Origin of the sequence: Auritidibacter sp. NML120636, assembly GCF_003185945.1 — a bacterium.
Lineage (GTDB): Bacteria > Actinomycetota > Actinomycetes > Actinomycetales > Micrococcaceae > Auritidibacter > Auritidibacter ignavus.
Window position 1 is genome coordinate 27,145 of the sequence record NZ_QHLO01000003.1, and the last position, 21,660, is coordinate 48,804.

Annotated in this window: 24 protein-coding genes; 6 read left to right on the plus strand and 18 right to left on the minus strand. The window is 59.9% G+C overall.

Going from position 1 to position 21,660, the window contains the following annotated elements:
• Nucleotides 1–20 precede the first annotated feature (20 nt).
• The gene (locus DCC25_RS03330) at nt 21–1,187 is read left to right on the plus strand and encodes a glutamate--cysteine ligase (protein WP_110100622.1); all 1,167 of its coding nucleotides are present in this window, start codon (nt 21–23) and stop codon (nt 1,185–1,187) included.
• Here DCC25_RS03330 and tsaD read toward each other — a convergent pair.
• From tsaD to glmS, 8 genes are all read right to left on the minus strand, one after another.
• Nucleotides 1,184–2,296: a tRNA (adenosine(37)-N6)-threonylcarbamoyltransferase complex transferase subunit TsaD gene (gene tsaD, locus DCC25_RS03335; RefSeq protein WP_110100761.1), complete on the minus strand. Its 1,113-nt coding sequence runs from the start codon at nt 2,294–2,296 to the stop codon at nt 1,184–1,186. The genes DCC25_RS03330 and tsaD overlap by 4 nt on opposite strands.
• Before the next feature lie 23 nt (nt 2,297–2,319).
• Entirely contained in the window at nt 2,320–2,838 is a 519-nt protein-coding gene (gene rimI / locus DCC25_RS03340) for a ribosomal protein S18-alanine N-acetyltransferase (protein WP_110097889.1), read from the minus strand.
• 5 nt (nt 2,839–2,843) lie between these two features.
• The gene (gene tsaB, locus DCC25_RS03345) at nt 2,844–3,506 is read right to left on the minus strand and encodes a tRNA (adenosine(37)-N6)-threonylcarbamoyltransferase complex dimerization subunit type 1 TsaB (RefSeq protein ID WP_110100762.1); all 663 of its coding nucleotides are present in this window, start codon (nt 3,504–3,506) and stop codon (nt 2,844–2,846) included.
• A gap of 16 nt (nt 3,507–3,522) precedes the next feature.
• Nucleotides 3,523–4,116 (minus strand): tRNA (adenosine(37)-N6)-threonylcarbamoyltransferase complex ATPase subunit type 1 TsaE, encoded by a 594-nt coding sequence (tsaE, locus tag DCC25_RS03350; RefSeq protein ID WP_110100623.1) that lies wholly within the window; start codon nt 4,114–4,116, stop codon nt 3,523–3,525.
• Nucleotides 4,109–5,293 carry an alanine racemase gene (alr, locus tag DCC25_RS03355; RefSeq protein ID WP_110100624.1) on the minus strand — a complete coding sequence of 395 codons (1,185 nt, stop codon included), beginning with the start codon at nt 5,291–5,293 and terminating at the stop codon, nt 4,109–4,111. Before alr ends, tsaE begins: the two co-directional genes overlap by 8 nt.
• Nucleotides 5,294–5,346: 53 nt before the next feature.
• The gene (locus tag DCC25_RS03360; protein WP_110100625.1) at nt 5,347–6,897 is read right to left on the minus strand and encodes a bifunctional ADP-dependent NAD(P)H-hydrate dehydratase/NAD(P)H-hydrate epimerase; all 1,551 of its coding nucleotides are present in this window, start codon (nt 6,895–6,897) and stop codon (nt 5,347–5,349) included.
• Between the two features lie 8 nt (nt 6,898–6,905).
• Nucleotides 6,906–7,256, minus strand: coding sequence for a holo-ACP synthase (locus DCC25_RS03365; RefSeq protein ID WP_110100626.1), 351 nt, complete (start codon nt 7,254–7,256; stop codon nt 6,906–6,908).
• A 66-nt stretch (nt 7,257–7,322) separates the two neighbouring features.
• Nucleotides 7,323–9,203, minus strand: a complete 1,881-nt coding sequence (gene glmS / locus DCC25_RS03370) for a glutamine--fructose-6-phosphate transaminase (isomerizing) (RefSeq protein WP_110097895.1) — start codon at nt 9,201–9,203, stop codon at nt 7,323–7,325.
• A gap of 248 nt (nt 9,204–9,451) precedes the next feature.
• On the opposite strand from glmS, the gene coaA reads away from it, so the two are divergent.
• From coaA to mscL, 3 genes are read left to right on the plus strand one after another with little or no spacing between them, the layout of a single operon-like run.
• Entirely contained in the window at nt 9,452–10,399 is a 948-nt protein-coding gene (coaA, locus tag DCC25_RS03375) for a type I pantothenate kinase (protein WP_110098171.1), read from the plus strand.
• A gap of 11 nt (nt 10,400–10,410) precedes the next feature.
• Nucleotides 10,411–11,472: a M15 family metallopeptidase gene (locus DCC25_RS03380; protein ID WP_110100627.1), complete on the plus strand. Its 1,062-nt coding sequence runs from the start codon at nt 10,411–10,413 to the stop codon at nt 11,470–11,472.
• Between the two features lie 33 nt (nt 11,473–11,505).
• A complete protein-coding gene (gene mscL, locus DCC25_RS03385; RefSeq protein WP_110097897.1) occupies nt 11,506–11,964 on the plus strand; it encodes a large conductance mechanosensitive channel protein MscL in 459 nt (152 codons plus the stop codon).
• A 54-nt stretch (nt 11,965–12,018) separates the two neighbouring features.
• On the opposite strand, the gene DCC25_RS03390 is transcribed toward mscL, so the two are convergent.
• Nucleotides 12,019–12,243, minus strand: a complete 225-nt coding sequence (locus tag DCC25_RS03390) for a hypothetical protein (protein WP_110100628.1) — start codon at nt 12,241–12,243, stop codon at nt 12,019–12,021.
• A gap of 26 nt (nt 12,244–12,269) precedes the next feature.
• Complete coding sequence (gene glmM, locus DCC25_RS03395) at nt 12,270–13,613, minus strand: phosphoglucosamine mutase (protein ID WP_110100763.1); 1,344 nt, start codon at nt 13,611–13,613, stop codon at nt 12,270–12,272.
• A 177-nt stretch (nt 13,614–13,790) separates the two neighbouring features.
• Here glmM and DCC25_RS03400 point away from each other — a divergent pair, with 177 nt between their 5' ends.
• A complete protein-coding gene (locus tag DCC25_RS03400; RefSeq protein WP_233487891.1) occupies nt 13,791–15,326 on the plus strand; it encodes an ABC transporter substrate-binding protein/permease in 1,536 nt (511 codons plus the stop codon).
• Complete coding sequence (locus DCC25_RS03405) at nt 15,326–16,114, plus strand: amino acid ABC transporter ATP-binding protein (protein ID WP_110100629.1); 789 nt, start codon at nt 15,326–15,328, stop codon at nt 16,112–16,114. The genes DCC25_RS03400 and DCC25_RS03405 overlap by 1 nt, the downstream gene beginning before the upstream one ends.
• Before the next feature lie 111 nt (nt 16,115–16,225).
• Here DCC25_RS03405 and rpsI read toward each other — a convergent pair whose 3' ends face one another.
• The 8 genes from rpsI to rpmJ all read right to left on the minus strand — a co-directional run bounded on the left by rpsI (nt 16,226) and on the right by rpmJ (nt 21,651).
• Nucleotides 16,226–16,726: a 30S ribosomal protein S9 gene (gene rpsI / locus DCC25_RS03410; RefSeq protein WP_110097901.1), complete on the minus strand. Its 501-nt coding sequence runs from the start codon at nt 16,724–16,726 to the stop codon at nt 16,226–16,228.
• A 33-nt stretch (nt 16,727–16,759) separates the two neighbouring features.
• Nucleotides 16,760–17,203: a 50S ribosomal protein L13 gene (rplM, locus tag DCC25_RS03415; RefSeq protein WP_110097902.1), complete on the minus strand. Its 444-nt coding sequence runs from the start codon at nt 17,201–17,203 to the stop codon at nt 16,760–16,762.
• 280 nt (nt 17,204–17,483) lie between these two features.
• Nucleotides 17,484–18,413 carry a tRNA pseudouridine(38-40) synthase TruA gene (gene truA / locus DCC25_RS03420; protein WP_110100630.1) on the minus strand — a complete coding sequence of 310 codons (930 nt, stop codon included), beginning with the start codon at nt 18,411–18,413 and terminating at the stop codon, nt 17,484–17,486.
• Between the two features lie 111 nt (nt 18,414–18,524).
• The gene (gene rplQ / locus DCC25_RS03425; RefSeq protein ID WP_110100631.1) at nt 18,525–19,148 is read right to left on the minus strand and encodes a 50S ribosomal protein L17; all 624 of its coding nucleotides are present in this window, start codon (nt 19,146–19,148) and stop codon (nt 18,525–18,527) included.
• A 103-nt stretch (nt 19,149–19,251) separates the two neighbouring features.
• Nucleotides 19,252–20,280, minus strand: coding sequence for a DNA-directed RNA polymerase subunit alpha (locus DCC25_RS03430; RefSeq protein ID WP_110097904.1), 1,029 nt, complete (start codon nt 20,278–20,280; stop codon nt 19,252–19,254).
• 154 nt (nt 20,281–20,434) lie between these two features.
• Nucleotides 20,435–20,836: a 30S ribosomal protein S11 gene (gene rpsK / locus DCC25_RS03435; protein WP_110097905.1), complete on the minus strand. Its 402-nt coding sequence runs from the start codon at nt 20,834–20,836 to the stop codon at nt 20,435–20,437.
• Nucleotides 20,837–20,906: 70 nt separating this feature from the next.
• On the minus strand, nt 20,907–21,275 hold the full coding sequence (rpsM, locus tag DCC25_RS03440) for a 30S ribosomal protein S13 (RefSeq protein WP_110097906.1): 369 nt from the start codon (nt 21,273–21,275) through the stop codon (nt 20,907–20,909).
• A 262-nt stretch (nt 21,276–21,537) separates the two neighbouring features.
• Nucleotides 21,538–21,651 carry a 50S ribosomal protein L36 gene (gene rpmJ / locus DCC25_RS03445; RefSeq protein WP_110097907.1) on the minus strand — a complete coding sequence of 38 codons (114 nt, stop codon included), beginning with the start codon at nt 21,649–21,651 and terminating at the stop codon, nt 21,538–21,540.
• Nucleotides 21,652–21,660: the final 9 nt, after the last annotated feature.

Below are 21,660 nucleotides of genomic sequence, written 5' to 3' on the forward strand. Positions count from 1 at the left end.
GAAAGGCTCAAGTACCGCTGATGCATCTACCCTTCGCACCGTCTGAACCCGCAACACTGGGAATTGAGTGGGAGTTGGGGCTGGTTGATCGCCAGACCGGAGTGCTACAACCTCTGAGCGATCGGATCGTTGACCGGGTGGTGGCACCCTCTGAGCAACGACCCTATTTGGTCTCCGGTGAGTTTATGCTCAACACCATTGAGCTCATCACTGGTGTGTGCCGTACCGTTGACCAGGGATTAGACCAGCTGGCTGCCGCTGGGCGAGAAGCTCTCAAGCACGCTCAGGCCGAGAACCTGCTGTTGTATTCGCAGGGCACTCACCCCTTCGCGTCGCCACGACAGGAAACGGTGGCTCCTCAGCAGCGTTATCAGCGGATGCTAGACCGCACCCAGTGGTGGGGCCAGCAGATGGTGATCTACGGGGTCCATGTGCATGTTGGGTTACCGAGTACTGATGCGGCGATGCCGGCGATCAACCAGCTGATTAACTACTACCCACACTTATTGGCATTGTCAGCCTCCAGCCCGTATTGGGAATCTCAAGATACCGGATATGTCTCCCAACGGACCTTGATTTTCCAACAGCTACCAACCTCAGGACTTCCTTTCCAGTTTGAGCAGTGGTCCGGGTTCGAGTCGGTGGTCAGCGATCTGATCAAAATCGGGATGGTCGACGATGTCACCGAGTGCCGGTGGGACGTTCGCCCGGTGCCCCGTTTGGGCACCGTGGAAATGCGGATCTGCGACGGGGTCTCGACGCTGAAAGAGATCGGTGCGTTGGCAGCGTTGACCCAGTGTTTGGTGGCTGAAGTGATCACCCCTGAGTCAGACCGGTACGCCCCGGTGGAGATTATGGCACCCTGGTTTGTTCAGGAGAATAAATGGCGGGCTGCCCGGTACGGGCTGGATGCGATCGTGATTATCAATGCCGCCGGGGATGAACAGCTGGTCACCGAACACCTCATGGAGACCATCAACCGGTTGGAGCCTGTTGCCCATCGGCTGGGTTGTCACACGCAGCTAGGCTGGGTGGAGGATTTGATTCGATCCGGGGGCCCGGCGGCGCAACAACGCCAGATTGCTCAGCGAGGAGACCCGGGGCGCGCCCCGGATGTTGCGGATCTAGCCCACGTGGTGTTGGATGCGGCCGGTCGCACCGAGCATTCACTGCTCAACTGGGGTTAGACGCTAATCTGGTCGACTGGTTGGCTCGGGTTGGCGGAGAAGTCCAGACCGGAGGGAGCCACCCCGGCCGAGACGAGATGCGCACCCAGGGCTGCCACCATGGCGCCGTTATCGGTGCAGAGCCCAACCGGCGGGATGGTCAGCGAGATACCGGCTTGCTCGCACCGCTGGGCCAAGAGGTCGCGCAATCGCGAATTGGCGGCTACTCCCCCGCCCAGAAGCACGTGGTCGATGCCGTGCTCTTGACAAGCCAGGACCGCTTTCGAGGTGATCACGTCTACGACGGCTTCCTGAAAAGAGGCGGCGATATCGGCCACCGGCACCTGGTCTCCGCGAGCGCGGAACTGCTCCACAGCCCGAGAAACCGCGGTTTTTAGTCCGGAGAAGGACCAATCGTAGCGGTGCGGGCCAGGCTCTTCGGCGCTACCGACGAATTTAGGGGCGGTCAAGCCACGTGGGAACCGAAACGCGGTGGGATCGCCTTCTGCAGCAAGTCGGTCGATGACTGGCCCACCGGGGTATCCGGTGCCTAGTAGCCGGGAGACCTTATCGTAGGCCTCACCGGCGGCGTCGTCGATGGTACTACCCAGCAGCTCGACGTTGTGGGCCAAGGAGGTGACCTGCAGAATTTCGGTGTGACCACCGGAGACCAGTAACGCTCCCAGGGCCTCCGAGTCCTCGGAGCCGAAACGACTGTGGCGTGCTGGCACGTCGTCGGTGTGGGCTTGATGGAGAAAGCCGACCCCGATGTGGGCCACCAGATGGTTGATTCCATATAGTGGCTTACGATAAGCCACCGCCAGCGCTTTAGCCCCGGCGACACCGACCATCAACGCTCCGGCAAGTCCGGGTCCGGCGGTGACTGCGATGGCGTCCACGTCCTCGGGGCTCACCTGGGCTTCCTCGAGGGCCGCATGGAAGACGGGCAGGAATTCGGTGACGTGGGCACGGGCGGCGATCTCGGGGATCACCCCGCCGAAGGCAACGTGTTCGTCCATCGAGGAGGCCACCTGGTGGGCCAGCAATTCTCGACCGCGCACAATGCCCACACCGGTTTCATCACACGAGGATTCGATGCCGAGCACCAGCGGTGCCCGTTCGGTCGGCATGGTCACAGGATGTGTCGGGAAGGTCATGAACGCGCTTTCGGGTCGTCGTGGGTCGGGGTGTTGGGCAGTATTTTACGCATCACCAAGGCATCGACTCCGGGCGGGTAGTAGTGCGGGCGGGTTGAAATGTGCTCAAATCCCAACTGTTGGTAGAGCTGTTGAGCGCCGGGGTTATCGGCACGTACCTCTAAGAGCAGGTCGGTGGCGCCACGTTGCTGGGATTCGTCAAGCATCCACTGCATCAGGGCGGTCCCGATACCCTGGCGACGAACGGATTCTGCTACCGCGATGGTTTGGATATCGGCCAGGGGTAGCACACACATCAACCCCGCGTAACCGACGACCTGCTCTGTTGGTTCGCCGGTGGTGACCGCAACCCGATAGGCTCGGGTCCCGCCTTGCTCCGGTGGGGTGGTGGCGGCCAGTTCGTCGTGGAAGAAGGAGGCCGGCCAGGCATCCAGAGGGAACAGTTCTCGTTCCAGCGCATGCACGGCGGGGATGTCCTCGGCTGTCATCTGACGCAGTCGGTAGGCAATAGTCATCGGGATCACCCGTGGCGCATTGCGGCCGGGATGTGGGCGTCGTGACCGCGCAGGTACATCGGTGTAACCGGTTCGAGCCCACGGCCACGGCGGAGTGCCCGGATGCCGTAGTGCCCCAGGAATTCTGCCAGCGGCTGAGCCCGGTCCCATCCGGGTACGGCGTGCAGAGCGTCAGGGTACAGCCCGGCTCCGGCGCCGACAACCGGCAACCGGGTGACGTCTTCGGCGGAGGTGACAAAGGGGCCGTGCAGGCGCTGGGATTGTCCCCCGATCAGCTCGTAGTGGGCCCAGTACACCTCGTGTCGGCGGGCATCGGTGGCGACCACCAGTTCTTCGTACCCCTCACGCCACAGTGGTGCCACAGCCTGTTCGGCGAGCGCATCCAAGCTCATCACCCCATAGCAGGGAATGCCCCAGCTATCAGCCAGGGTGGCGGCGGTGAGCACACCGACGCGCAGTCCGGTGAAGGGGCCGGGGCCCACCCCAGCGAAGACCGCCTGAAGGTCCTGGACCCCCAGGCTGGCTTCCTCGAGCACTTCCGCCACATAGCCAGCCAAAACTTCGGAGTGGCTCCGTGTGTCCTCGGTGTGCCGGGTGGCGATGGTGTCGTGCCCGGTGACGATCGCTACCGAGGCTCCGGCAGCGCAATCAACAGCGAGATAGTACATACGGGAGTATCCCACCTTAGGGTTGGTCGGGGCCAGTCGATTCCTCGAAGACGACGGCTGGGTGATCAGGAATCAGCTCGGCAAGGTGAAAACGGCTGTGGTGGTCGCAGACAACGATCCGGCGAGATTCGTCGTGGTCGTCTGCGTCGGAAAAGTCGGTCACCATCGGTGCAGTGGGATCCGGGGTCCCACAGCGCTGAAAGTCTAGTTCGAGCCAGCCGGTAGTGGCGAACAGGGCCTCTGCGAGGCCACGGCCCCATTCGATGACGGTTACGGACTGCTCGAGATCGGTGTCGAGGTCGAGGCTGGCGAGCTCGTCGGCGCCCGAGATCCGGTAGGCATCCACATGGACCAAGTCTGGCAGTCCGGGGTGCTGGTTGCGGTGGTGGTGGGCGATGACGAACGTCGGGGATTTCACCGGGTCGGTGATCTTCAGCCCGGTAGCCAGGGCCTGGGTGAAGGTGGTTTTGCCGGCACCGAGGTCTCCGGTGAGCACCAGCCCGTCACCGCCACGCAAGTGCGTGGCCAGATGATGGGCTACCGCGGTGGTTCCGGTTCGATTAGCCACGGTGATGACCAAGGAGTCCTGGGACTTGGTGCTCTCAGCCATCGATGCCCTCCGATACGTGGGGGTAGATGTGTTGCCGGGGTACCCGCTGGGAAATGCGGCTGACGATCTCGTAGTTGATCGTTCCGGCAGACTGTGCCCAGTGGGCCGCGGAAAGGCCCGAGCGTTCCCCGAAGAGTTCCACCTCAGCACCGACGGGTGCAGTAACGGTGTCTTCGGGGCTGATATGCAAGTCCACGACGAATTGATCCATGGCCACGCGCCCGCAACTGCGGTAGATTGTCCCGTCGATCCACACCGGGGCTTCCCGAGCGATCCGCGGGATGCCGTCGGCATAGCCCAGGGGGATCAAGGCCAGCCGGGTTGGCGCGCTGGTGTGATAGAGGTACCCGTAGGAGACCCCTTGGCCTTTCGGCACCGGTTTATTGTTGGCCACGCGGGTGCGTAAGGACATCACCGGGCGTAGTCCGAGGTCTTCGGCGCAGCGGTCGGCGAAGGGGCTGAGCCCGTAGATCGCGACTCCGGCGCGCACCAGATCCAGGTGGGTGTCGGGGCGGGACAGGATAGCCGGAGAGTTGGCGATATTGCGCAGGTCGATGGTCAGCCCATGGGTGCGGGCCCGCTCAACGGCCCAGTGGAAGACACGGAGCTGTTCGTCCACGTCTTCTTCTCGTTCGGGTTCATCGGCTACCGCCAGGTGGGAAAACACCCCGACGGTGCGGATGAGTCCTTGTTGTTGGTACCGTGCGGCGGTTTTGACCAGGTCTTCCCACTGTTCGGGAACGCAACCGTTGCGACCCAGCCCCGTGTCGATTTTCAGGTGAATTTTCGCGGGGGTGCCCATCTGTTCGGCCACCGAGGCGATATGGGGTAGCTCCCAGCCGGAGACGCCCAAATCGATATTGTGTTCCACCGCCTGGGCGAAGTCCGTGCCGGGTGCGTGCAACCAGGCCAGGGTGGGGGAGGTAATGCCAGCGGCCCGTAGCTGGAGTGCTTCTTCGACCAGGACCACGCCCAGCCAGCTGGCACCGGCCTCGAGTACCGTGCGGGCAACGGGGATCAGCCCGTGACCGTAGGCGTCAGCTTTGACGACGGCCATCAATTGGGCCGGGGCGACCCAGTCTTTGATGACGCGAATATTGTGGGCGAGGTTGGCGTGATTGATCACGGCGATCCGGTGCCCGTCTGGGGCCTCTGGGATGAACTCAGCAGAAGACATAACGACTCCATTATTCCACCACCGCTACGGCGACGGTACCGAATGTGTGGGATTTAGCCTCGTGAGGCGAGTACGGCTCGAACGGCCGGGGCTAGGTCCGAGGCGGAGACTGGTCCGGCGTGGCGTGCGCTCACGGCCGCGGCCCCGTGGAGGTGGATGGCAGCCAGCACATGGTGCAGCACCTGGTGTTCGGTGACAGGCGAGTTCGTGCGTGTCCACGCCGTGGCCAAACTGACAGCGATCAGCCCCGCCAAGGTGTCGCCGGTGCCGGCTGTGGCGAGGTCGGCGCTTTGGGCCGGGTGGAGTCCTCGCTGACCCGATGGGGTGGCCACGACGGTATCGGCGGCTTTCAGCACCACGTAGCAACCGGTTGCCTGCGCCAACGCGGTGGCCCAGGCCAGCGCGTCTTTGTCTCCACCGATCGTTGCCGGAACTGCCTCAGTGCCCACGAATCTCTGGCTCAGTCGCGACATTTCCCCGAGGTGCGGGGTCAGCACGGTGGGTGCGGTCCGCGAGCTGGTGCCTCCGAGACGGAGTCGGTCGAGCCACCCCTGGTCCACCAGGTCTAATCCGGTGGCATCAATGACCACCGGTAGGTCGTGTTCCACAGCATGGTCGAGCCCCTCGTCGAGCCGTTGCCGGCTGGTTGAGGTGTCGTCGAGCCCGGGGCCGATCACCAGGCTGGTGACCTGGGGCACCGGTGCGGCGGTGACCACGGTTTCCGGGCGATCGCCGAGTACGAGCGGTCGTAGGCTCGGCACGGTTTCTGGGTCGGCGATCAGGTTTACCATGCCGATTCCGCAACTGGCCACAGCTCGGCTACACAGCAGGGACGCGCCCGAATAGGCTTCGGATCCGGCAATGATTCCAACGACACCGCGGGAATATTTGTAGTCGGTAGCCCGTGGGGGTGGAAAACACGTTGTGACGTCGTGGGGGTCCGGGCACCACACCGTGGGTTGGTAGGATAGGTGCTCCTGCAACCCGATATCAACAGTGTGCACACGACCGGCGTGCTGGTGCCCTGCCGAGAGCAACAGTCCAGTTTTGGTGGCCCCAAAAGTGACCGTGGCGGTAGCGGTCAGCGTGTCTCCGTCCAGCTGTCCGGTATCGGCGTTGATCCCGGAGGGGATGTCACAGGCGATAACTGTGGTCTCCGGACGGGGTCGATCGATACCTCTCTGGGCCAGCACGGCGCTCATCGAAAAAGGACCGGAAGCGCCAGTGCCCAAGACCCCATCGATCACCACGTCGGTGCGCTGGCCCAAGGCGGTGACGAACCGGCCCCCTGCTCGGTGGAACGCGCTCACCGCGTCCTGCGCGTTCTGCTCCGGATTGCCGAGCACCGCAATGGCCTCGACCGAGACCCCACGCTCGGCCAGCATCGACAGCGCCCAGAGGGTGTCAGCACCGTTCTTTCCTTTGCCGATCAGCCCCACAACCCGGCTCCCATAAACCGCACCGTGAGCAGTCTCCGCCAGGTAGGCCAGTACGTGGTGCGCGAGTCCCCAGGCCGCACGGCGCATTAAAAGCGCCGAGGCGCCACGGGCAATTAGGGGCGCCTCGGCCTTTCGGACACTGGTTCCAAAGTAGAGCTTTTTCACGAGAGACCTTAACCTTCAGCGACCACCATGGCTGCCGCCCAGCCACCGTCGTGAGACAGGGACAGGTGCCAGCGACGCACGCCCTTCGCTTCAGCAATATCGGCGATCGTTTCGGTCACCACCACGTAGGGTTGCCCGGATGCTTCGGCGCCGATGGTGCAGTGTTGCCAGTTCATGCCACCCGGGGCGGCCAACGCTTTGGCAACGGCTTCTTTGGCGGCAAAGCGGGCGGCCAGGGATTGCAGATTGAGCTCACGTTCGGGCGGGGTGAACAACCGTTCCTTAAGTTTCGGGGCTTTGCGAAGTTGCCCCGCAAAGCGGTTGATATCCACCATGTCTATCCCGATACCGATGATCATGTGCTCAGTCTACCGTTCCCTGTTGTTCGTCCTGGTGTTACTGTCTGCTGGCACCCCAGAGGAGCGTTATTCCACGGTGACCGCTTTGGCAAGGTTGCGTGGCTGGTCCACGTCATAGCCCTTGGCAGCTGAGAGTTCCATGGCGAAGATCTGCAACGGCACCACGGTCAACAGTGGCATCAGTAGCGGCATGGTCTCCGGCACGTAGAAGACCTGCTCGGCGAATTCCTTGACCTTCTCGTCTCCTTCGGCTGCCACGACCACGGTGGCTGCACCGCGAGCGCGAACTTCCTGAATGTTGGAGACCACTTTGGCGTGCAATGAGTGTCGGTCCCGCGGAGAGGGCACCACCACAAACACCGGTTGGCCCTGATCGATCAACGCGATGGGGCCATGCTTGAGCTCACCGGCGGCAAAACCTTCAGCATGGATATAGGCCAGCTCTTTGAGTTTCAAGGCACCCTCGAGAGCCACCGGGTAGCCCACGTTGCGACCCAAGAACAACACCGAGTTGTTCTGCTGCATCTGTTGCGCCAAGTCTTTGACCGCCGCAGCGTTTTCCAGCACCTTGTGAATCTTTGCCGGGATTTCGGCCAGTTCGGCCAAAATATCCTTGATCTGCTGGCTGAAAAGTTGCTTCTGTAACTGAGCCAGGTAGAGCCCCAGCAGGTATGCTGCGGTGATCTGGGCCAAGAAGGCCTTGGTGGAGGCCACCGCGATTTCCGGGCCCGCATGAGTATAGAGCACCGCGTCCGACTCGCGCGGAATGGTCGCTCCGTTGGTATTACAAATCGAGACGGTGCGCGCGCCCTGCTCGGAGGCATAACGGACCGCCATGAGCGTATCCATGGTTTCACCGGACTGAGAGATCGACACCACCAGGGTGGAGGGATCGATGATCGGATCACGATAGCGGAATTCGTGCGAGAGCTCGACTTCCACCGGGATCCGTACCCAGCGTTCAATGGCGTATTTAGCCACCATTCCTGCGTACGCGGAGGTTCCGGCGGCCAAGATCACAATTTTGGAGATGGCCTTGAGTTCTTCTTCATCAATGCGCAGTTCGTCCAGGGTCAGCCGACCGCTCGCATCGTGACGTCCCAACAGCGTATCCGCCACTGCGGTGGGCTGTTCGTGGATTTCCTTTTCCATGAAGGTCTCGTAGCCACCCTTTTCAGCAGCCGAGACGTCCCAGTCAACGGTGAAGGGTTTGCCTTCGGCCGGCTGGCCCTCGAAGGAAATGATCTCCACTGAATCGGCGCTGATGGTTACGATCTGGTCTTGATCCAGTTCAATGGCGTTGCGGGTCTCATCGATGAAGCCGGCAACGTCAGAGCCCAGGTAGTTGGCGTCATCGCCCAGACCAACCACCAACGGCGAGTTGCGACGCGAGGCCACCACGTGATCCGGATGCTCGGCGTGCACAGCCAGTAGCGTGAAGGCCCCTTCGAGCCGGTTGACGGTCAGCCGCATGGCCTCGGTGAGGTCCTGGTGCGCCTCGGTGCGGTAGAGGTGGCCCATCAACACCGCGGCCACTTCGGTGTCGGTTTCAGAGATGAAACTGTAGCCATCGGCCACCAGCTCATCTTTCAGGGCCGCAAAGTTTTCCACGATCCCGTTGTGGATCAGAGCGAGTCGGCCCTGATCGGCCAGGTGGGGGTGAGCGTTTTCGTCCGAGGGCACACCGTGAGTTGCCCAGCGGGTGTGTCCGATACCGACCTGCGCTTCGGGCACAGGGTGCTCGGCGATGTTGTCCAGAAGGTTCTGGAGTTTGCCTTCTTTTTTGCGCATTTCCACGTGGCTTGGTTCCTCCGTGGCAATGACCGCAATACCCGCGGAATCATAGCCACGGTATTCAAGTCGTTTCAGGCCGGTCGTCAACACGTCCACCGCGTTGCGCTGTGTCACGGAGACTGGCTGTCCTGCGTATCCAACAATTCCACACATGGATTCAACAATAGCCGGTGATGGACCACTTCCAGACCATTGAGTATCGTTGTCGCCGGAATTGAGCTACCTGTCACCCGATGCGCACCACTGATGTCACTCACAGCACGGTGTTTACCGTCGTGGTCCATAATAGAGCGGTGACTGATTCTCAATACTCCACACCCTCGGTGCCCAAAGTTTTTGGTGCCCGGCAGACCCCGGTGTCGCCGGTGACTGCCAGCAACCCCCGGGTCGGTTCGCCACCGATGGAAGAGCAAAATCACTACTCGCCGTTTATTGAACTGGACCGTCCAGCCTGGGCCCGGCTCGCCCATGAGCTAGAACAGCCCTTTGATGAGTCCGACGTGGAACGTTTGCGGGGACTGGGAGAGCAACTCTCTCTACAGGAGGTCGCCGAAGTATATCTGCCCTTGTCTCGGTTGTTATCGATTTACGTCGATTCCTCGTCGAAACTGCGCCAAGCCTCCAATGAATTCCTCGGAGAGTCCACCCGACGCACCCCCTACGTCATCGGAGTCGCCGGCTCGGTAGCAGTCGGAAAATCGACCACGGCTCGCGTACTCCAGGAGATGTTACGTCGCTGGCCCAATACCCCGCGTGTGGAACTGGTCACCACAGACGGTTTCCTGTACCCGAATGCAGAGTTAGAGCGTCGCAATCTGCTGGGTCGCAAAGGCTTCCCGGAATCCTACGACCGACGTCGCCTGCTGCGGTTCGTCTCCGATGTGAAAGCCGGTAAACCCGAAGTGCGGGCTCCGATGTACTCGCATTTGACCTACGACATTCTGCCCGACCAACAAGTGGTGGTCCGTCGTCCGGACGTGTTAATTATGGAGGGGCTGAACGTGTTGGCCCCACCCACCGTTCGAGCTGATGGCACCGCAGGGTTAAGTGTCTCTGACTTCTTCGATTTCTCGATCTATGTTGATGCCCGGACCACGTTCATCAAGCGCTGGTACACCGAGCGTTTCATGGACCTGCGCAAATCGGCTTTCACCGACCCCCGCTCCTATTTCCACCGCTATTCCACGCTGTCGGATGCTGAAGCCGAGCGTACGGCATCCGATATTTGGGATCGGATCAATGGCCCGAATTTGAAGGTCAATGTACTACCCACACGCGGGCGTGCCAGACTAGTGTTAACCAAGGACGAGCATCACCGCGTCAAGCGGGTTTTAATGCGGAAAGTTTAACGAAGCGTTCGATGGCTCCACCACGCACACAGCTCAGCGCCTATCGGGCGGTGGCCTCTGCTGTCATCGTCGTGCTGGCGCTGACTTCGTGCGCCTTAGCCGAACCGAGAACCTCGGCCACCCACCGGATGGAACACCGGGTACAGCACCCGCACGAGCACCCGCGGGTGGAGTTTGTGATCGACTCACCGCTTATGGTCTTTCCCGCCACAGGACCCCCGTCGTCTCGCGAGCCCCTCTTACAGGCCCGGAGCGCTCCAACTCGCCAGGAATCGGTGCTGGAATCCTCGCCACGTCCGGCGCGTCAACACTCGATTCTGCACAGTTCGCCCCGGCCCTTGCGACAACAGTCCATTGTCGAGCCATCCGCTGTCCCGACCGCGCCGGGTCCGAGCGCCGGTACCGCCTCAGAGTCGAGCCCAACATCGCCGAGTCGCCCGGAGCCCACCGAGACCACGACTGTCGAAGAACTCGACCATCAGGACCCCGCCTCCATCCACGTCATGGTCAATAAGCACCACCCGCTGGAACCAATAGACTACGCGCCCGAGGACCTGGTGTCCGTTCAGGGCACCGGCACCTCACAGACTGTCACCTTACGCCAGGAGGCTGCCACCGCACTGGAAGAGCTCATGGAAGTAGCCACAGACGATGAGGTCACATTCTCCTTACTGTCGGGCTACCGGTCCTATGAACGACAAAACCAGCTCCACCGGCAGTATGTGGCCAGTCATGGTACCGATCAGGCCGAGCACTTCTCTGCCCGTCCCGGCTACTCCGAACACCAGACGGGGCTGGCCGTGGATGTGGCCGGAGAGAATCATCACTGTGTGCTGTCGGCCTGCTTTGGCGAGACCGTCGAGGGCCAATGGCTCGTTGACCACGCCGCCGAGCACGGCTGGGTGATCCGTTATCCGCAGGATTCCGCCGAGCTAACCGGGTATGCCTATGAGCCCTGGCACCTGCGATACGTCGGGAAAGAACAGGCTGAAGCAATTGTCGATGCCGGGGGCATTGCCGAAACAGCGTGGGGCTTTGAGGCTGCCACAACATATCCGGAAGAGTCACACTAGTCACACGGTTCTCTACGTCCTACGATGAATGTCATGCTCCAAGGATTCAAAGACTTCATGATGAAGGGCAATGTCATTGACCTGGCCGTGGCCGTGATTATTGGTGCGGCATTCAGCCAGGTCGTGACCGCGCTGACTGACTCGGTCCTGATGCCGTTGATTTCAGCGCTGGTGGGATCACCGAACTTCGACTCTTTCGCGGTACTGGAACTGAACGGCAACGAGATCCGCTTCGGCGTCTTACTCACCGCGGCCGTGAACTTCCTGCTGATCGCCGCCGCGGTTTACTTCGTGATCGTGCTACCGATGAATAAGATGATCGAAGCTCGCAACCGTCGACTCGGCATCGAACCCGAAGAGGACGCCGTGGCCGAAGACGTTCAGCTACTGACCGATATCCGCGATTTGCTAACCGCCCAGGCCAAGGCCCAGGGTACCGATCAGCTCGCAGATCACTCCCGCGACGAATCCTCTGGACGCCACGCCGAATAGATTTCTCCCACCATCAACAGCTCAGCGCCGGCCAAGTGCCCGGCGCTGAGCCCTTTAACCGGAACCATCCAAACACGGTGCCCAGTTCAGCGTGGCCTGTTCGCAATCCGGTGCAGTAATCAACGTCCAGCTCAACAAGACTAGGCCGGTAGCCAGCACCACAATCCCGATGAACAGCACCCACTGCCACCGCAACAGGTGTTGGGCTGGTTGTGGCATCACGTCCCCGGCGTCAACGTTGTCCTGTTGCGACGGGTCGACGAGATGTTCTGATGCCATGATGTTCGAGATCCTTGACAGGAGATTTACAGAGCGAGCTGTGTGGCGACCTCTTGGGCCAGATACTCAGCTTCCCGCTCAGCCTGCGCCTGATCAGCGGCTTCGACCATGACGCGAACCACCGGCTCGGTACCAGAAGGACGCAAGAGCACCCGCCCGGTTTCGCCTAGTCGGGATTCCGCCTCGGCCACTGCCTGCTGTACTGCGGGATGATCTTTCACTGCGGTTTTGTCTACGTTATTGACGTTGATGAGCACCTGGGGGAGCTTCGTCATCACGGTGGCTAATTCGGCCAGCGACGATCCGGTTCCAGCAACGCGGGCAGCGAGCTGGAGACCAGTCAAGACGCCGTCGCCGGTGGTGGCGAAGTCCGAGAAGATCACGTGGCCGGACTGTTCGCCACCCAGGGAGTATCCGCCTTGGTCCATGGCTTCCAGCACGTAGCGGTCGCCCACCTTGGTTTCCACGACGTTGATGCCCTGGTCTTGCATGGCCAGCTTCAGGCCGAGGTTCGACATCACGGTGACCACGAGCGTGTCGTCTGCGAGCTGGCCGGCTTCTTTGAGCGCTGTAGCCATGATGCCCATGATCTGATCACCATCAACTACATGGCCCTGGGCATCAACGGCCAGGCAACGGTCAGCATCCCCGTCATGCGCGATCCCGAGATCGGCCCCGCGGTCCACGACAGCCTCTTGGAGACGTTCCAAGTGGGTTGAGCCGTAGCCAGCATTGATATTCAGGCCGTCGGGGGCCGCCCCGATGACCACCACATCGGCGCCGGCGTTAGCGAAGGCCTGCGGAGAACAACCGGCGGCGGCACCGTGGGCGGCATCGATCACGACCCGCAACCCGTCCATCCGGTTGGGAAGACTTTTCAGCAGGTGAAGCACGTAGCGGTCTTCTGCGTCGGCGAACACCCGCACCCGCCCGACCTCAGCTCCGGTGGGGCGTTGTGGTGGCTGTGACATTTGCTCCTGGATAGCGTCTTCCTGTGCGTCGGAGAGTTTCAGGCCACCGCGCGCCAAGAATTTGATGCCGTTGTCTGGGGCAGGGTTGTGAGAAGCCGAAATCATCACACCGAAATCGGCGTTGATATCGCCAATCAGGAAAGCTGCCGCCGGGGTGGGAAGCACCCCAGCATCGTAGACGTCGACGCCGGAAGCGGCGAGACCAGCCAAGACCGCGGCGTTGATGAATTCCCCGGAGATTCGTGGGTCTCGGGCCACCACGGCCAGAGGACGACGGCCGTCGGTGGTGTGATGACCTAGAACCACCGCCGCGGCCTGCGCGAGCTGTACAGACAGTTCGACGGTCAGTTCTTCATTGGCTTTGCCTCGAACGCCGTCGGTTCCAAACAATCGAGTCATTCCACTTAGTGTAATCGCGAAAGGTAAATGCTCGAGATTCACCACGCACGTGGGATCGTTTCCTGGTTTTTGCCGGCCTGTGATTTCGTATCACACGGTGAGAAAACAGTCGCCACCGCACCGCGACGGGTTCTTGCTGGGGTGCCTTGGACACAGCATCGGAGGACCAAAGCACGTATGCTGGATCACATCACCACTATTCACACAGAAGAGGTAACGATGATGCGCAAACTCAGCGCCCTGCGGGCACTGGTGATTGCAATGCTGTGTCTCATACCGGCATTGCTCGCTGGATCGTCTGGTGCCTGGGCCGATGCCGAAGAAGTACCGCCCGGGGATTCAGGAGACAATCAGGTCGCCGGTGACGACGCTGGTGAACTGTACGTGATCGGGACGGATACGACCTTCGCTCCCTTTGAATTCCGGGATCCGTCCGGCGAATTGGTCGGTATTGACATCGATATTATGACCGCGATTGCCGAGAATCAGGGCTTCCAAGTCGAGTTCCGTTCGATGGGCTTTAACGCGGCCCTGCAGGCGTTGAGCTCCAATCAGGTCGACGGTGTGATCGCTGGTATGGGGATCACCGACGAACGCCAGGAAGTCTATGACTTCTCCGACCCATACTTCACCGGCGAGCTGACCATCGCCGCCAACGAAGGCAGTGGCATCACCGGCTGGGAAGACCTGGAAGGGGAGACGGTTGCGGTCAAGACCGGGTCCCTATCCGAAGAGTGGGCCCAAGAAATGCAAGAGGACTACGATTTCGAGCTGAATTCGCTGGACCAGACCACCTCCTTAGTCGAATCAGTCAAAGCCGGCCACGATGCCGCGCTGGTTGATGACTTACCGATTATTGCCTACGGAATTCAGCAGGGCTCGGGTTTGGAACTGGTCTCTGATCCCGAGCCGGCCGGCGATTACGGTTTCGCTGTCAATAAAGGCGAGAACCAAGAATTGCTGACCATGTTTAACGAGGGCTTGCAAGAAATTCAGGCCTCGGGTGAGTACGACGAGATCCTTGACCGTTATCTGGGGGAAGATGCCGAGGGACCAGATAATTCGACATTCATCGGCCTGTTGCAGACCTCCCTGCCGGCCCTGATGATTGGTCTGGGAAACACCCTGGCGATTACCGGCATTTCCTTTGCCATGGCGATGGTGCTCGGTCTGGTCTTCGGTTTCTTGAAGGTCTCCTCCAATATCGTGTTGCGCGGTATTGCCACCACCTATGTCAATCTCTTCCGGGGCACTCCGGTTCTGGTCTGGGCGTTTTTCTTCTACTTCGGTCTCCCCCAGCTCATTCAAACAGAAGTCAATATTTGGGTGGCCGGTGCCCTGACGCTGTCTCTAAACGCCGGTGCTTATATCGCCGAAATTGTTCGCGGGGGTATTCAGTCGGTTGACTCCGGTCAGCAAGAGGCGGCTCGGTCACTTGCCCTAACGTCCGGACAGTCTATGCGCTACGTGGTCTTGCCACAGGCCTTCAAGATCATGACCCCGTCACTGATCAACCAGCTGGTGATTATGATCAAAGACTCCTCGTTGCTGTTGGCTATCGGTTTCGGTGAGTTGCTCTATCAGGCGCAGCAGATCTACGCTGCCAACTTCCGCGTGACCGAAGTGCTGGCCATTGCCGGTCTGATCTACTTCATCGCCATCTATCTGCTGACCAAGCTCGCCAACTTTGTCGATAAGAAGGTGAATCACTGATGAGCCACACATCATCGAATCCCCACACCTCGACCATCCCCCTGGTGGTCGATGATTCGTCCAACATCATCCGGCTCGAGAACCTCCACAAGTCTTTTGACAAGAATCATGTCCTCAAAGGTATTGATGCCACGATCAAAGTTGGCGAGGTGGTCTGCATTATCGGCCCGTCGGGGTCCGGTAAATCCACGTTATTGCGCTGTCTGAACCGGTTGGAAACTCCCAGCGACGGCGCTGTTTGGGTGGGAGGCTACAACCTGGCTGATCCCAAGGTGGACATCAACGAGGTTCGTAAACATGTCGGGATGGTGTTCCAGCACTTCAATCTCTTCCCCAATATGAACGTCCTGGACAACATCACCTTGGCCCCGCGCAAGGTGAAGAATAAAGCCGCCCAGGATGCCAGTGACCAGGCGATGGCCTTGTTGAAGCGGGTCAACCTGGAGGATAAGGTTGAAGCCAAAACATCGTCCCTGTCGGGTGGCCAAAAACAACGTGTGGCGATCGCACGCGCGTTGGCGATGAACCCCGAGGTCATGCTCTTTGACGAAGCAACCTCAGCATTGGATCCTGAGACGGTCGGTGAGGTTTTGCAAGTCATCCGGGATCTGGCCGGCGGAGGCATGACCATGGTGCTGGTCACGCATGAGATGGGTTTCGCTCGCGAAGTTGCCGACACCGTACTATTCATGGACGATGGCCAACTTGTCGAGCGCGGGTCGCCTGCCGAGGTCTTTGAAAACCCGCAGTCTGCACGGCTACAAGACTTCCTTTCCAAGGTGCTCTAAGCCCGGACCAGCGGCGTTTTTTAGAGAACCCTACAAGCCAACGGGGACCTCGCCATCATGGCGAGGTCCCCGTGTGGTGTGCTGGCTGAATGCGCCAGTACAAAAAGGAGTTTAGCGCTTGGAGTACTGCGGGGCCTTACGGGCCTTCTTCAGACCGGCCTTCTTCCGCTCAACAGCGCGCGCATCGCGAGTTAAGAATCCGGCCTTCTTCAGGGCAGGACGGTTGTTGTCGCGATCGATGTCGTTCAGCGCACGAGCGACGCCCAAGCGGACTGCACCGGCCTGGCCGGAAGGGCCACCGCCACGCACAATAGCGATCACGTCGTAGGCGCCGTCAACGTTGAGAAGCTTCAGCGGGTCGTTGACTTCCTGCTGGTGGAGTTTATTCGGGAAGTAGGTGTCGAGCTCGCGGCCGTTGACTTTCCACTCACCGGTGCCCGGAACCAGACGCACGCGGGCGATGGCCCGCTTCCGGCGACCCACGGCGGAACCGGACTGAGTCAGGGCAGGACGCTCAGCAACAGTGGCACCTGCATCGACAGATTCGGTTGATTCGGAGGTGTAGCTAGTCAGCTCCACTTCCTCGGTGGACTCATTCTCATTCAGAGTCATGGTTCTCCTTAGAAAGAATTAATGGGGCTGACCCTACTGGGCCACCTGGTTCAAGGTGTACTCAACGGGCTGCTGGGCAGCGTGCGGGTGCTCGGAGCCGCGGTAGACCTTCAGCTTCGACATGAACTTGTCGTTGAGCTTGTTCTTCGGCAACATGCCACGAACAGCCTTCTCGACGGCCTGGACCGGGTCTTTCTCCAACAGCTCAGCGTAGGAGGTGGAGGTCAAACCACCCGGGAAGCCGGAGTGACGGTAAGCGCTCTTCTGCTCCAGCTTGTGCCCGGTCAGGGTCACCTTGTCTGCATTGATAATGATGACAAAATCGCCCATATCCATGTGGGGGGCGAAACTTGGCTTGTGCTTGCCGCGCAGTAGCGGAGCCACCTGGCTAGCAAGACGCCCCAGCACCACATCGGTGGCGTCAATAACGTGCCATTGACGATCGATGTCGTCTGGCGTTGGTGTAAACGTACGCACTATTCTTGCCTTCGTTAATTCGGTATCGGTCTGCAACATTCGACGAGTTCTTGGGCGTGAGACCAAGTTGACTCGACTGTATCTTGTGGGTGCTTCCGGTACACCAGGTGAGGGCTGGCGTGAAGCCGGGTCGATATTTCCCAGCGCGATGAGACTTTGCAACGATGCAACGACGTCAGTCTGATCAGCGTACAGTCTGGGATGACTCGCACAACAGCAACCTAGTTTAGCGCGAGTCTACCCCTAACACCAAATATGGGGCATGTGGGCTGTGACGAAACTAGCGTTCTGTGTCGCGTTTGGCTCGAGTCTGTTCGGCTCGCGAGGCCAGGTCTTCATCGTTAGGGTAGTCAACACCACTGAGGATAAGTCCCTCAGCGGGAGCCAACCGCACCTGCGAGTCGCGAACCTTGGCCGCTAAACGGTGCGCCAGCCACCCCGGGTCCTTCGACCCCTCCCCCACCTGAATCAGTGCTCCCATCAGCGCCCGCACCATGTTGTGGCAGAAGGCGTCTGCGACCAGCTCCGCGGTAATGATGCCACTGTCGTCGCGGGTTATACGAATGTCGTGGACCGTGCGGATCGTGGTGGCGTCGGGTTTAGGTTTGCAGAAGCTGAGGAAATCATGTAGTCCCAAAACCGTGTTGGCTTCGGCCTGCATGAGGCTCACGTTGAGTTCACGACGTAACCAACAGGTGAAATGCCGTTCGAGAGGTCGGAAGTTCTCTACACGGTCGGCTATCCGGTACCGATAACGGCGCTGGGTGGGCGAGAATCGAGCATCGAAACCTTCTGGAGCCCGCTCGGCAGTATAAATGTGGATCGCTCCGCCCAGGTGTTTGAGAGTCCCGTTCAGGCGTCGCACCAAGCTTTCGCCAGGATCCAGTGCAGACTTACCGCGGGCAAGCCCCCACCATTCGTCCTGAGTCAGGTCGAACTGAAACACTTGGGCTTCTGCGTGCACGCCGGCGTCAGTTCGACCGGCAACCACTGTCCTTATCTCGCGACGAATAAGTGTGTGTAGCCCCTGTTCGATCTCACCTTGCACCGTGGTGAGTCCTGGTTGACGGGCCCAACCGTGAAAGGCGCCTCCGTCATAACCACAACGGACTTTAACCCGCACCGAACGGCTAGTACGAGCTGATTTATTCGCGGGCCTTGGTTGCACAAAAACGTTCTGGGCCCCGGGGGGTGCCTTCTCGTCGTCCATCACATCTAGTGTAGGCACTGAGACGAAAAGGCGGTGTGAACCCTGCTCATTCGTGTAGGGCTCACACCGCCTTGGTGTCAGGCACGTGCCTGGTGAGGTGTTGACAGCAGATTATTTCTGCTCTTCGTCAGTCTCTTTGGCCTCGTCTGCTGTTGGAGCGTCAGCTTCATCAGTGGATTCAGTCTCTGTCTCGGCAGGAGTTTCAGCTTCGGCCATTTCGGCTTCTTGCGACTCGTCGACAATATCGTCGGCAATCGGCTGCTGTTGTTCAGCCTGTTCGTCCTGCTCGTCGGCAGCTGCCACCTCAGCAGCGTGCTTGGCTGCGTTTTCGGCATCCTGAACCACAGCCTGTTTGGGCGAAACCGGCTCCATGACCAGTTCGATTACCGCCATCGGGGCGTTATCGCCGGAGCGAGTACCGATCTTGGTGATGCGAGTGTAGCCGCCTTCGCGGTTCTCCATAGCTGGGCCAATGACGGTGAACAGTTCGTGCACGATGGACTTGTTGGTGCGAGAACGACCAGCAATCATGGACTGCACCTTACGGCGGGCGGGCAAGTCACCGCGCTTCGCGAAGGTGATCAGACGCTCGGCGTAAGGTTGCACTCGCTTAGCCTTGGCCAAGGTGGTCTTGATGGACTTGTGCTCGAAAAGGCTCGCCGACAGGTTGGCCAGCATAGCCCGCTGATGAGCAGGGCCGCTGCCCAGGCGCGGACCTTTAGTTGGGGTTGGCATGGTTTTCTCCTTGGGATATTCCCGCACGCGTGGCGGAAGCCACCGCCACAGGAATCACTTATTCGGGTTCGGGTGTCTTCTCAGTAACCAGTACGGAACGGATTTAGTACTGGTCGTAGGACTGGAAGTCACCGTTGTACTCTTCGCCGCCGTTGTACTCCTGGGAGTCGGTAGCCAGAGGATCGAAGCTTGCCGGTCCAGAGTCCTTCAAGGACAGGCCCAGCTCAGCAAGCTTCTCTTTCACTTCGTCAATGGACTTCGCACCGAAGTTCCGGATATCCATCAGGTCGGTCTCAGAACGAGCCACCAGCTCACCGACGGTATGGATCCCTTCACGCTTCAGGCAGTTGTAAGACCGCACGGTCATCTCCAACTCCTCGATGGGAAGGGCCATATCGGCAGCGACGGTATCATCGGCCGGCGAAGGGCCAACCTCAATACCTTCGGCGGCAACGTTGAGCTCACGGGCCAAACCGAACAGCTCCACCAGCGTGGAACCGGCCGAAGCCAGCGCGTCGCGCGGAGCAATGGATTCCTTGGTCTCCACATCCAGTACCAACTTGTCAAAGTCGGTGCGCTGCTCAACACGCGTGGCTTCGACTTTGAAGGTGACCTTCAGGACCGGAGAGTAGATGGAGTCGACTGGAATTCGTCCGATTTCAGCGTCCGGGGTCTTGTTCTGAGTAGCGGTAACGTAGCCACGACCGCGCTCAATGGTCAGCTCCATATCGAACTTCCCCTTCTCATTCAGGGTCGCGATATGCAGTTCGGGGTTGTGGATCTCAACGCCTGCCGGCGCAGTGATATCAGCGGCAGTTACCTCGCCGGGACCCTGCTTGCGCAGGTAAGCCACGACCGGCTCATCGTTTTCCGAGGAAACCGAGAGCTGCTTGATGTTGAGGATAATTTCGGTGACGTCTTCGTTCACACCGTTGACGGTAGAAAACTCGTGAAGCACGCCATCGATGCGGATGCTGGTCACGGACGCACCGGGTATGGATGACAGCAGGGTCCGCCGTAGCGAGTTACCCAGTGTATAACCAAAACCAGGCTCCAAGGGTTCAATAACGAACCGCGAGCGTTGAGTTGATACGGGTTCTTCAGTCAACGTGGGGCGCTGTGCAATGAGCACTGACATTTCCTTTCAGCGAGGCGTCCGCCATATGACGCTCGCAGGTATGGGGAAACGAGGGAGATAATGATGTTTTGCTGTAAACCAGTAGGCCTCTTCCGGCGCATGGCCCGCGGAATTAGCTTACTGATCCACAGTTGGTGTGCTCAACGGTTTAGACGCGACGACGCTTTGCCGGGCGGGCACCGTTGTGGGCGACAGGAGTGACGTCTTGGATCGATCCGACTTCCAGTCCTGCTGCCTGCAGCGAACGAATCGCAGTCTCCCGTCCAGAGCCGGGGCCCTTGACGAAGACGTCGACCTTCCGCATGCCGTGCTCTTGAGCGCGCTTCGCAGCTTGCTCAGCAGCGGTCTGAGCTGCGAAAGGAGTGGACTTACGGGAGCCCTTAAAGCCCATCTCTCCAGCTGACGACCAGGAAACCACAGCACCGGTGGTGTCAGTAATGGAAACGATGGTGTTGTTGAAAGTGCTCTTGATGTGGGCTTGGCCCTGGGCGATATTCTTCTTCGAGCGACGACTCTTACGTACGGTCGCTCCGCGTCCCTTCGGGGGCATGTTTCTCTCTCCTACGAAAAGCTATTGAGGTGATTAGACAGTAAAGCTCTGGGATTGATGGCCCAGGAGACTACTTCTTCTTACCAGCGACGGTCTTCTTCGGGCCCTTACGGGTACGTGCATTAGTCTTCGTGCGCTGACCGTGGACCGGCAGGCCACGACGGTGGCGCAAGCCCTGGTAGCTACCAATCTCCACTTTGCGACGAATATCAGCGGCGACCTCACGGCGGAGGTCACCCTCAACCCGATAGTTTCCTTCGATGTAATCGCGCAACTCCACCAATTCAGCGTCGGTGAGATCCTTGACGCGGGTATCGGGAGAAATCCCGGTCGCCTCAAGGGTCTGCTGCGAGCGGGTACGACCCACCCCGTAGATGTAGGTGAGAGCGATGACCACACGCTTCTCGCGCGGGATATCAACGCCTGCTAGACGTGCCATATGGCCGTTCTCCTTGTTCTGTCGAGCAAAGGTCTGCAACGGTACGTCCTGAACCGTGATGATGGTCTCTATCATCTGCTAACCCTAAGAATCGACGATCTCAGAACAAGATCGATCAATACTGTTGTCAGCCAGTTCAGTCTCCGGCCTTTGCTGTGTCCGGAGGTTGAGACACATGAATAGTTCATGTGCTCTGCACCGCTGTCGGCTCCTGGATGAGCCTTCGTTCTCAGCGCCTATTGGAAGGGCACCCCGCGGGGTGTTAGCCCTGACGCTGTTTATGGCGTGGGTTACTGCAGATCACCATAACGTTGCCATGGCGGCGAATAACCTTGCAGTTATCGCAGATCCGCTTCACGCTTGGCTGAACCTTCATGGTTCCTCC

What these genes read in the sequence shown, in the direction of transcription:
- DCC25_RS03400 (WP_233487891.1), top strand. Translation starts at nt 13,791, where the DNA reads ATGCTGGATCACATCACCACTATTCACACAGAAGAGGTAACGATGATG.
- tsaD (WP_110100761.1), bottom strand. Translation starts at nt 2,296, where the DNA reads ATGCCGACCGAACGGGCACCGCTGGTGCTCGGCATCGAATCCTCGTGT.
- mscL (WP_110097897.1), top strand. Translation starts at nt 11,506, where the DNA reads ATGCTCCAAGGATTCAAAGACTTCATGATGAAGGGCAATGTCATTGAC.
- rpsK (WP_110097905.1), bottom strand. Translation starts at nt 20,836, where the DNA reads ATGCCCCCGAAGGGACGCGGAGCGACCGTACGTAAGAGTCGTCGCTCG.
- glmM (WP_110100763.1), bottom strand. Translation starts at nt 13,613, where the DNA reads ATGACTCGATTGTTTGGAACCGACGGCGTTCGAGGCAAAGCCAATGAA.
- DCC25_RS03405 (WP_110100629.1), top strand. Translation starts at nt 15,326, where the DNA reads ATGAGCCACACATCATCGAATCCCCACACCTCGACCATCCCCCTGGTG.
- DCC25_RS03330 (WP_110100622.1), top strand. Translation starts at nt 21, where the DNA reads ATGCATCTACCCTTCGCACCGTCTGAACCCGCAACACTGGGAATTGAG.
- coaA (WP_110098171.1), top strand. Translation starts at nt 9,452, where the DNA reads ATGGAAGAGCAAAATCACTACTCGCCGTTTATTGAACTGGACCGTCCA.
- rpsI (WP_110097901.1), bottom strand. Translation starts at nt 16,726, where the DNA reads ATGACTCTGAATGAGAATGAGTCCACCGAGGAAGTGGAGCTGACTAGC.
- glmS (WP_110097895.1), bottom strand. Translation starts at nt 9,203, where the DNA reads ATGTGTGGAATTGTTGGATACGCAGGACAGCCAGTCTCCGTGACACAG.
- DCC25_RS03390 (WP_110100628.1), bottom strand. Translation starts at nt 12,243, where the DNA reads ATGGCATCAGAACATCTCGTCGACCCGTCGCAACAGGACAACGTTGAC.
- truA (WP_110100630.1), bottom strand. Translation starts at nt 18,413, where the DNA reads ATGGACGACGAGAAGGCACCCCCCGGGGCCCAGAACGTTTTTGTGCAA.
- tsaB (WP_110100762.1), bottom strand. Translation starts at nt 3,506, where the DNA reads ATGTACTATCTCGCTGTTGATTGCGCTGCCGGAGCCTCGGTAGCGATC.
- alr (WP_110100624.1), bottom strand. Translation starts at nt 5,293, where the DNA reads ATGTCTTCTGCTGAGTTCATCCCAGAGGCCCCAGACGGGCACCGGATC.
- rimI (WP_110097889.1), bottom strand. Translation starts at nt 2,838, where the DNA reads ATGACTATTGCCTACCGACTGCGTCAGATGACAGCCGAGGACATCCCC.
- rpsM (WP_110097906.1), bottom strand. Translation starts at nt 21,275, where the DNA reads ATGGCACGTCTAGCAGGCGTTGATATCCCGCGCGAGAAGCGTGTGGTC.
- rplQ (WP_110100631.1), bottom strand. Translation starts at nt 19,148, where the DNA reads ATGCCAACCCCAACTAAAGGTCCGCGCCTGGGCAGCGGCCCTGCTCAT.
- DCC25_RS03365 (WP_110100626.1), bottom strand. Translation starts at nt 7,256, where the DNA reads ATGATCATCGGTATCGGGATAGACATGGTGGATATCAACCGCTTTGCG.
- tsaE (WP_110100623.1), bottom strand. Translation starts at nt 4,116, where the DNA reads ATGGCTGAGAGCACCAAGTCCCAGGACTCCTTGGTCATCACCGTGGCT.
- DCC25_RS03380 (WP_110100627.1), top strand. Translation starts at nt 10,411, where the DNA reads ATGGCTCCACCACGCACACAGCTCAGCGCCTATCGGGCGGTGGCCTCT.
- rpmJ (WP_110097907.1), bottom strand. Translation starts at nt 21,651, where the DNA reads ATGAAGGTTCAGCCAAGCGTGAAGCGGATCTGCGATAACTGCAAGGTT.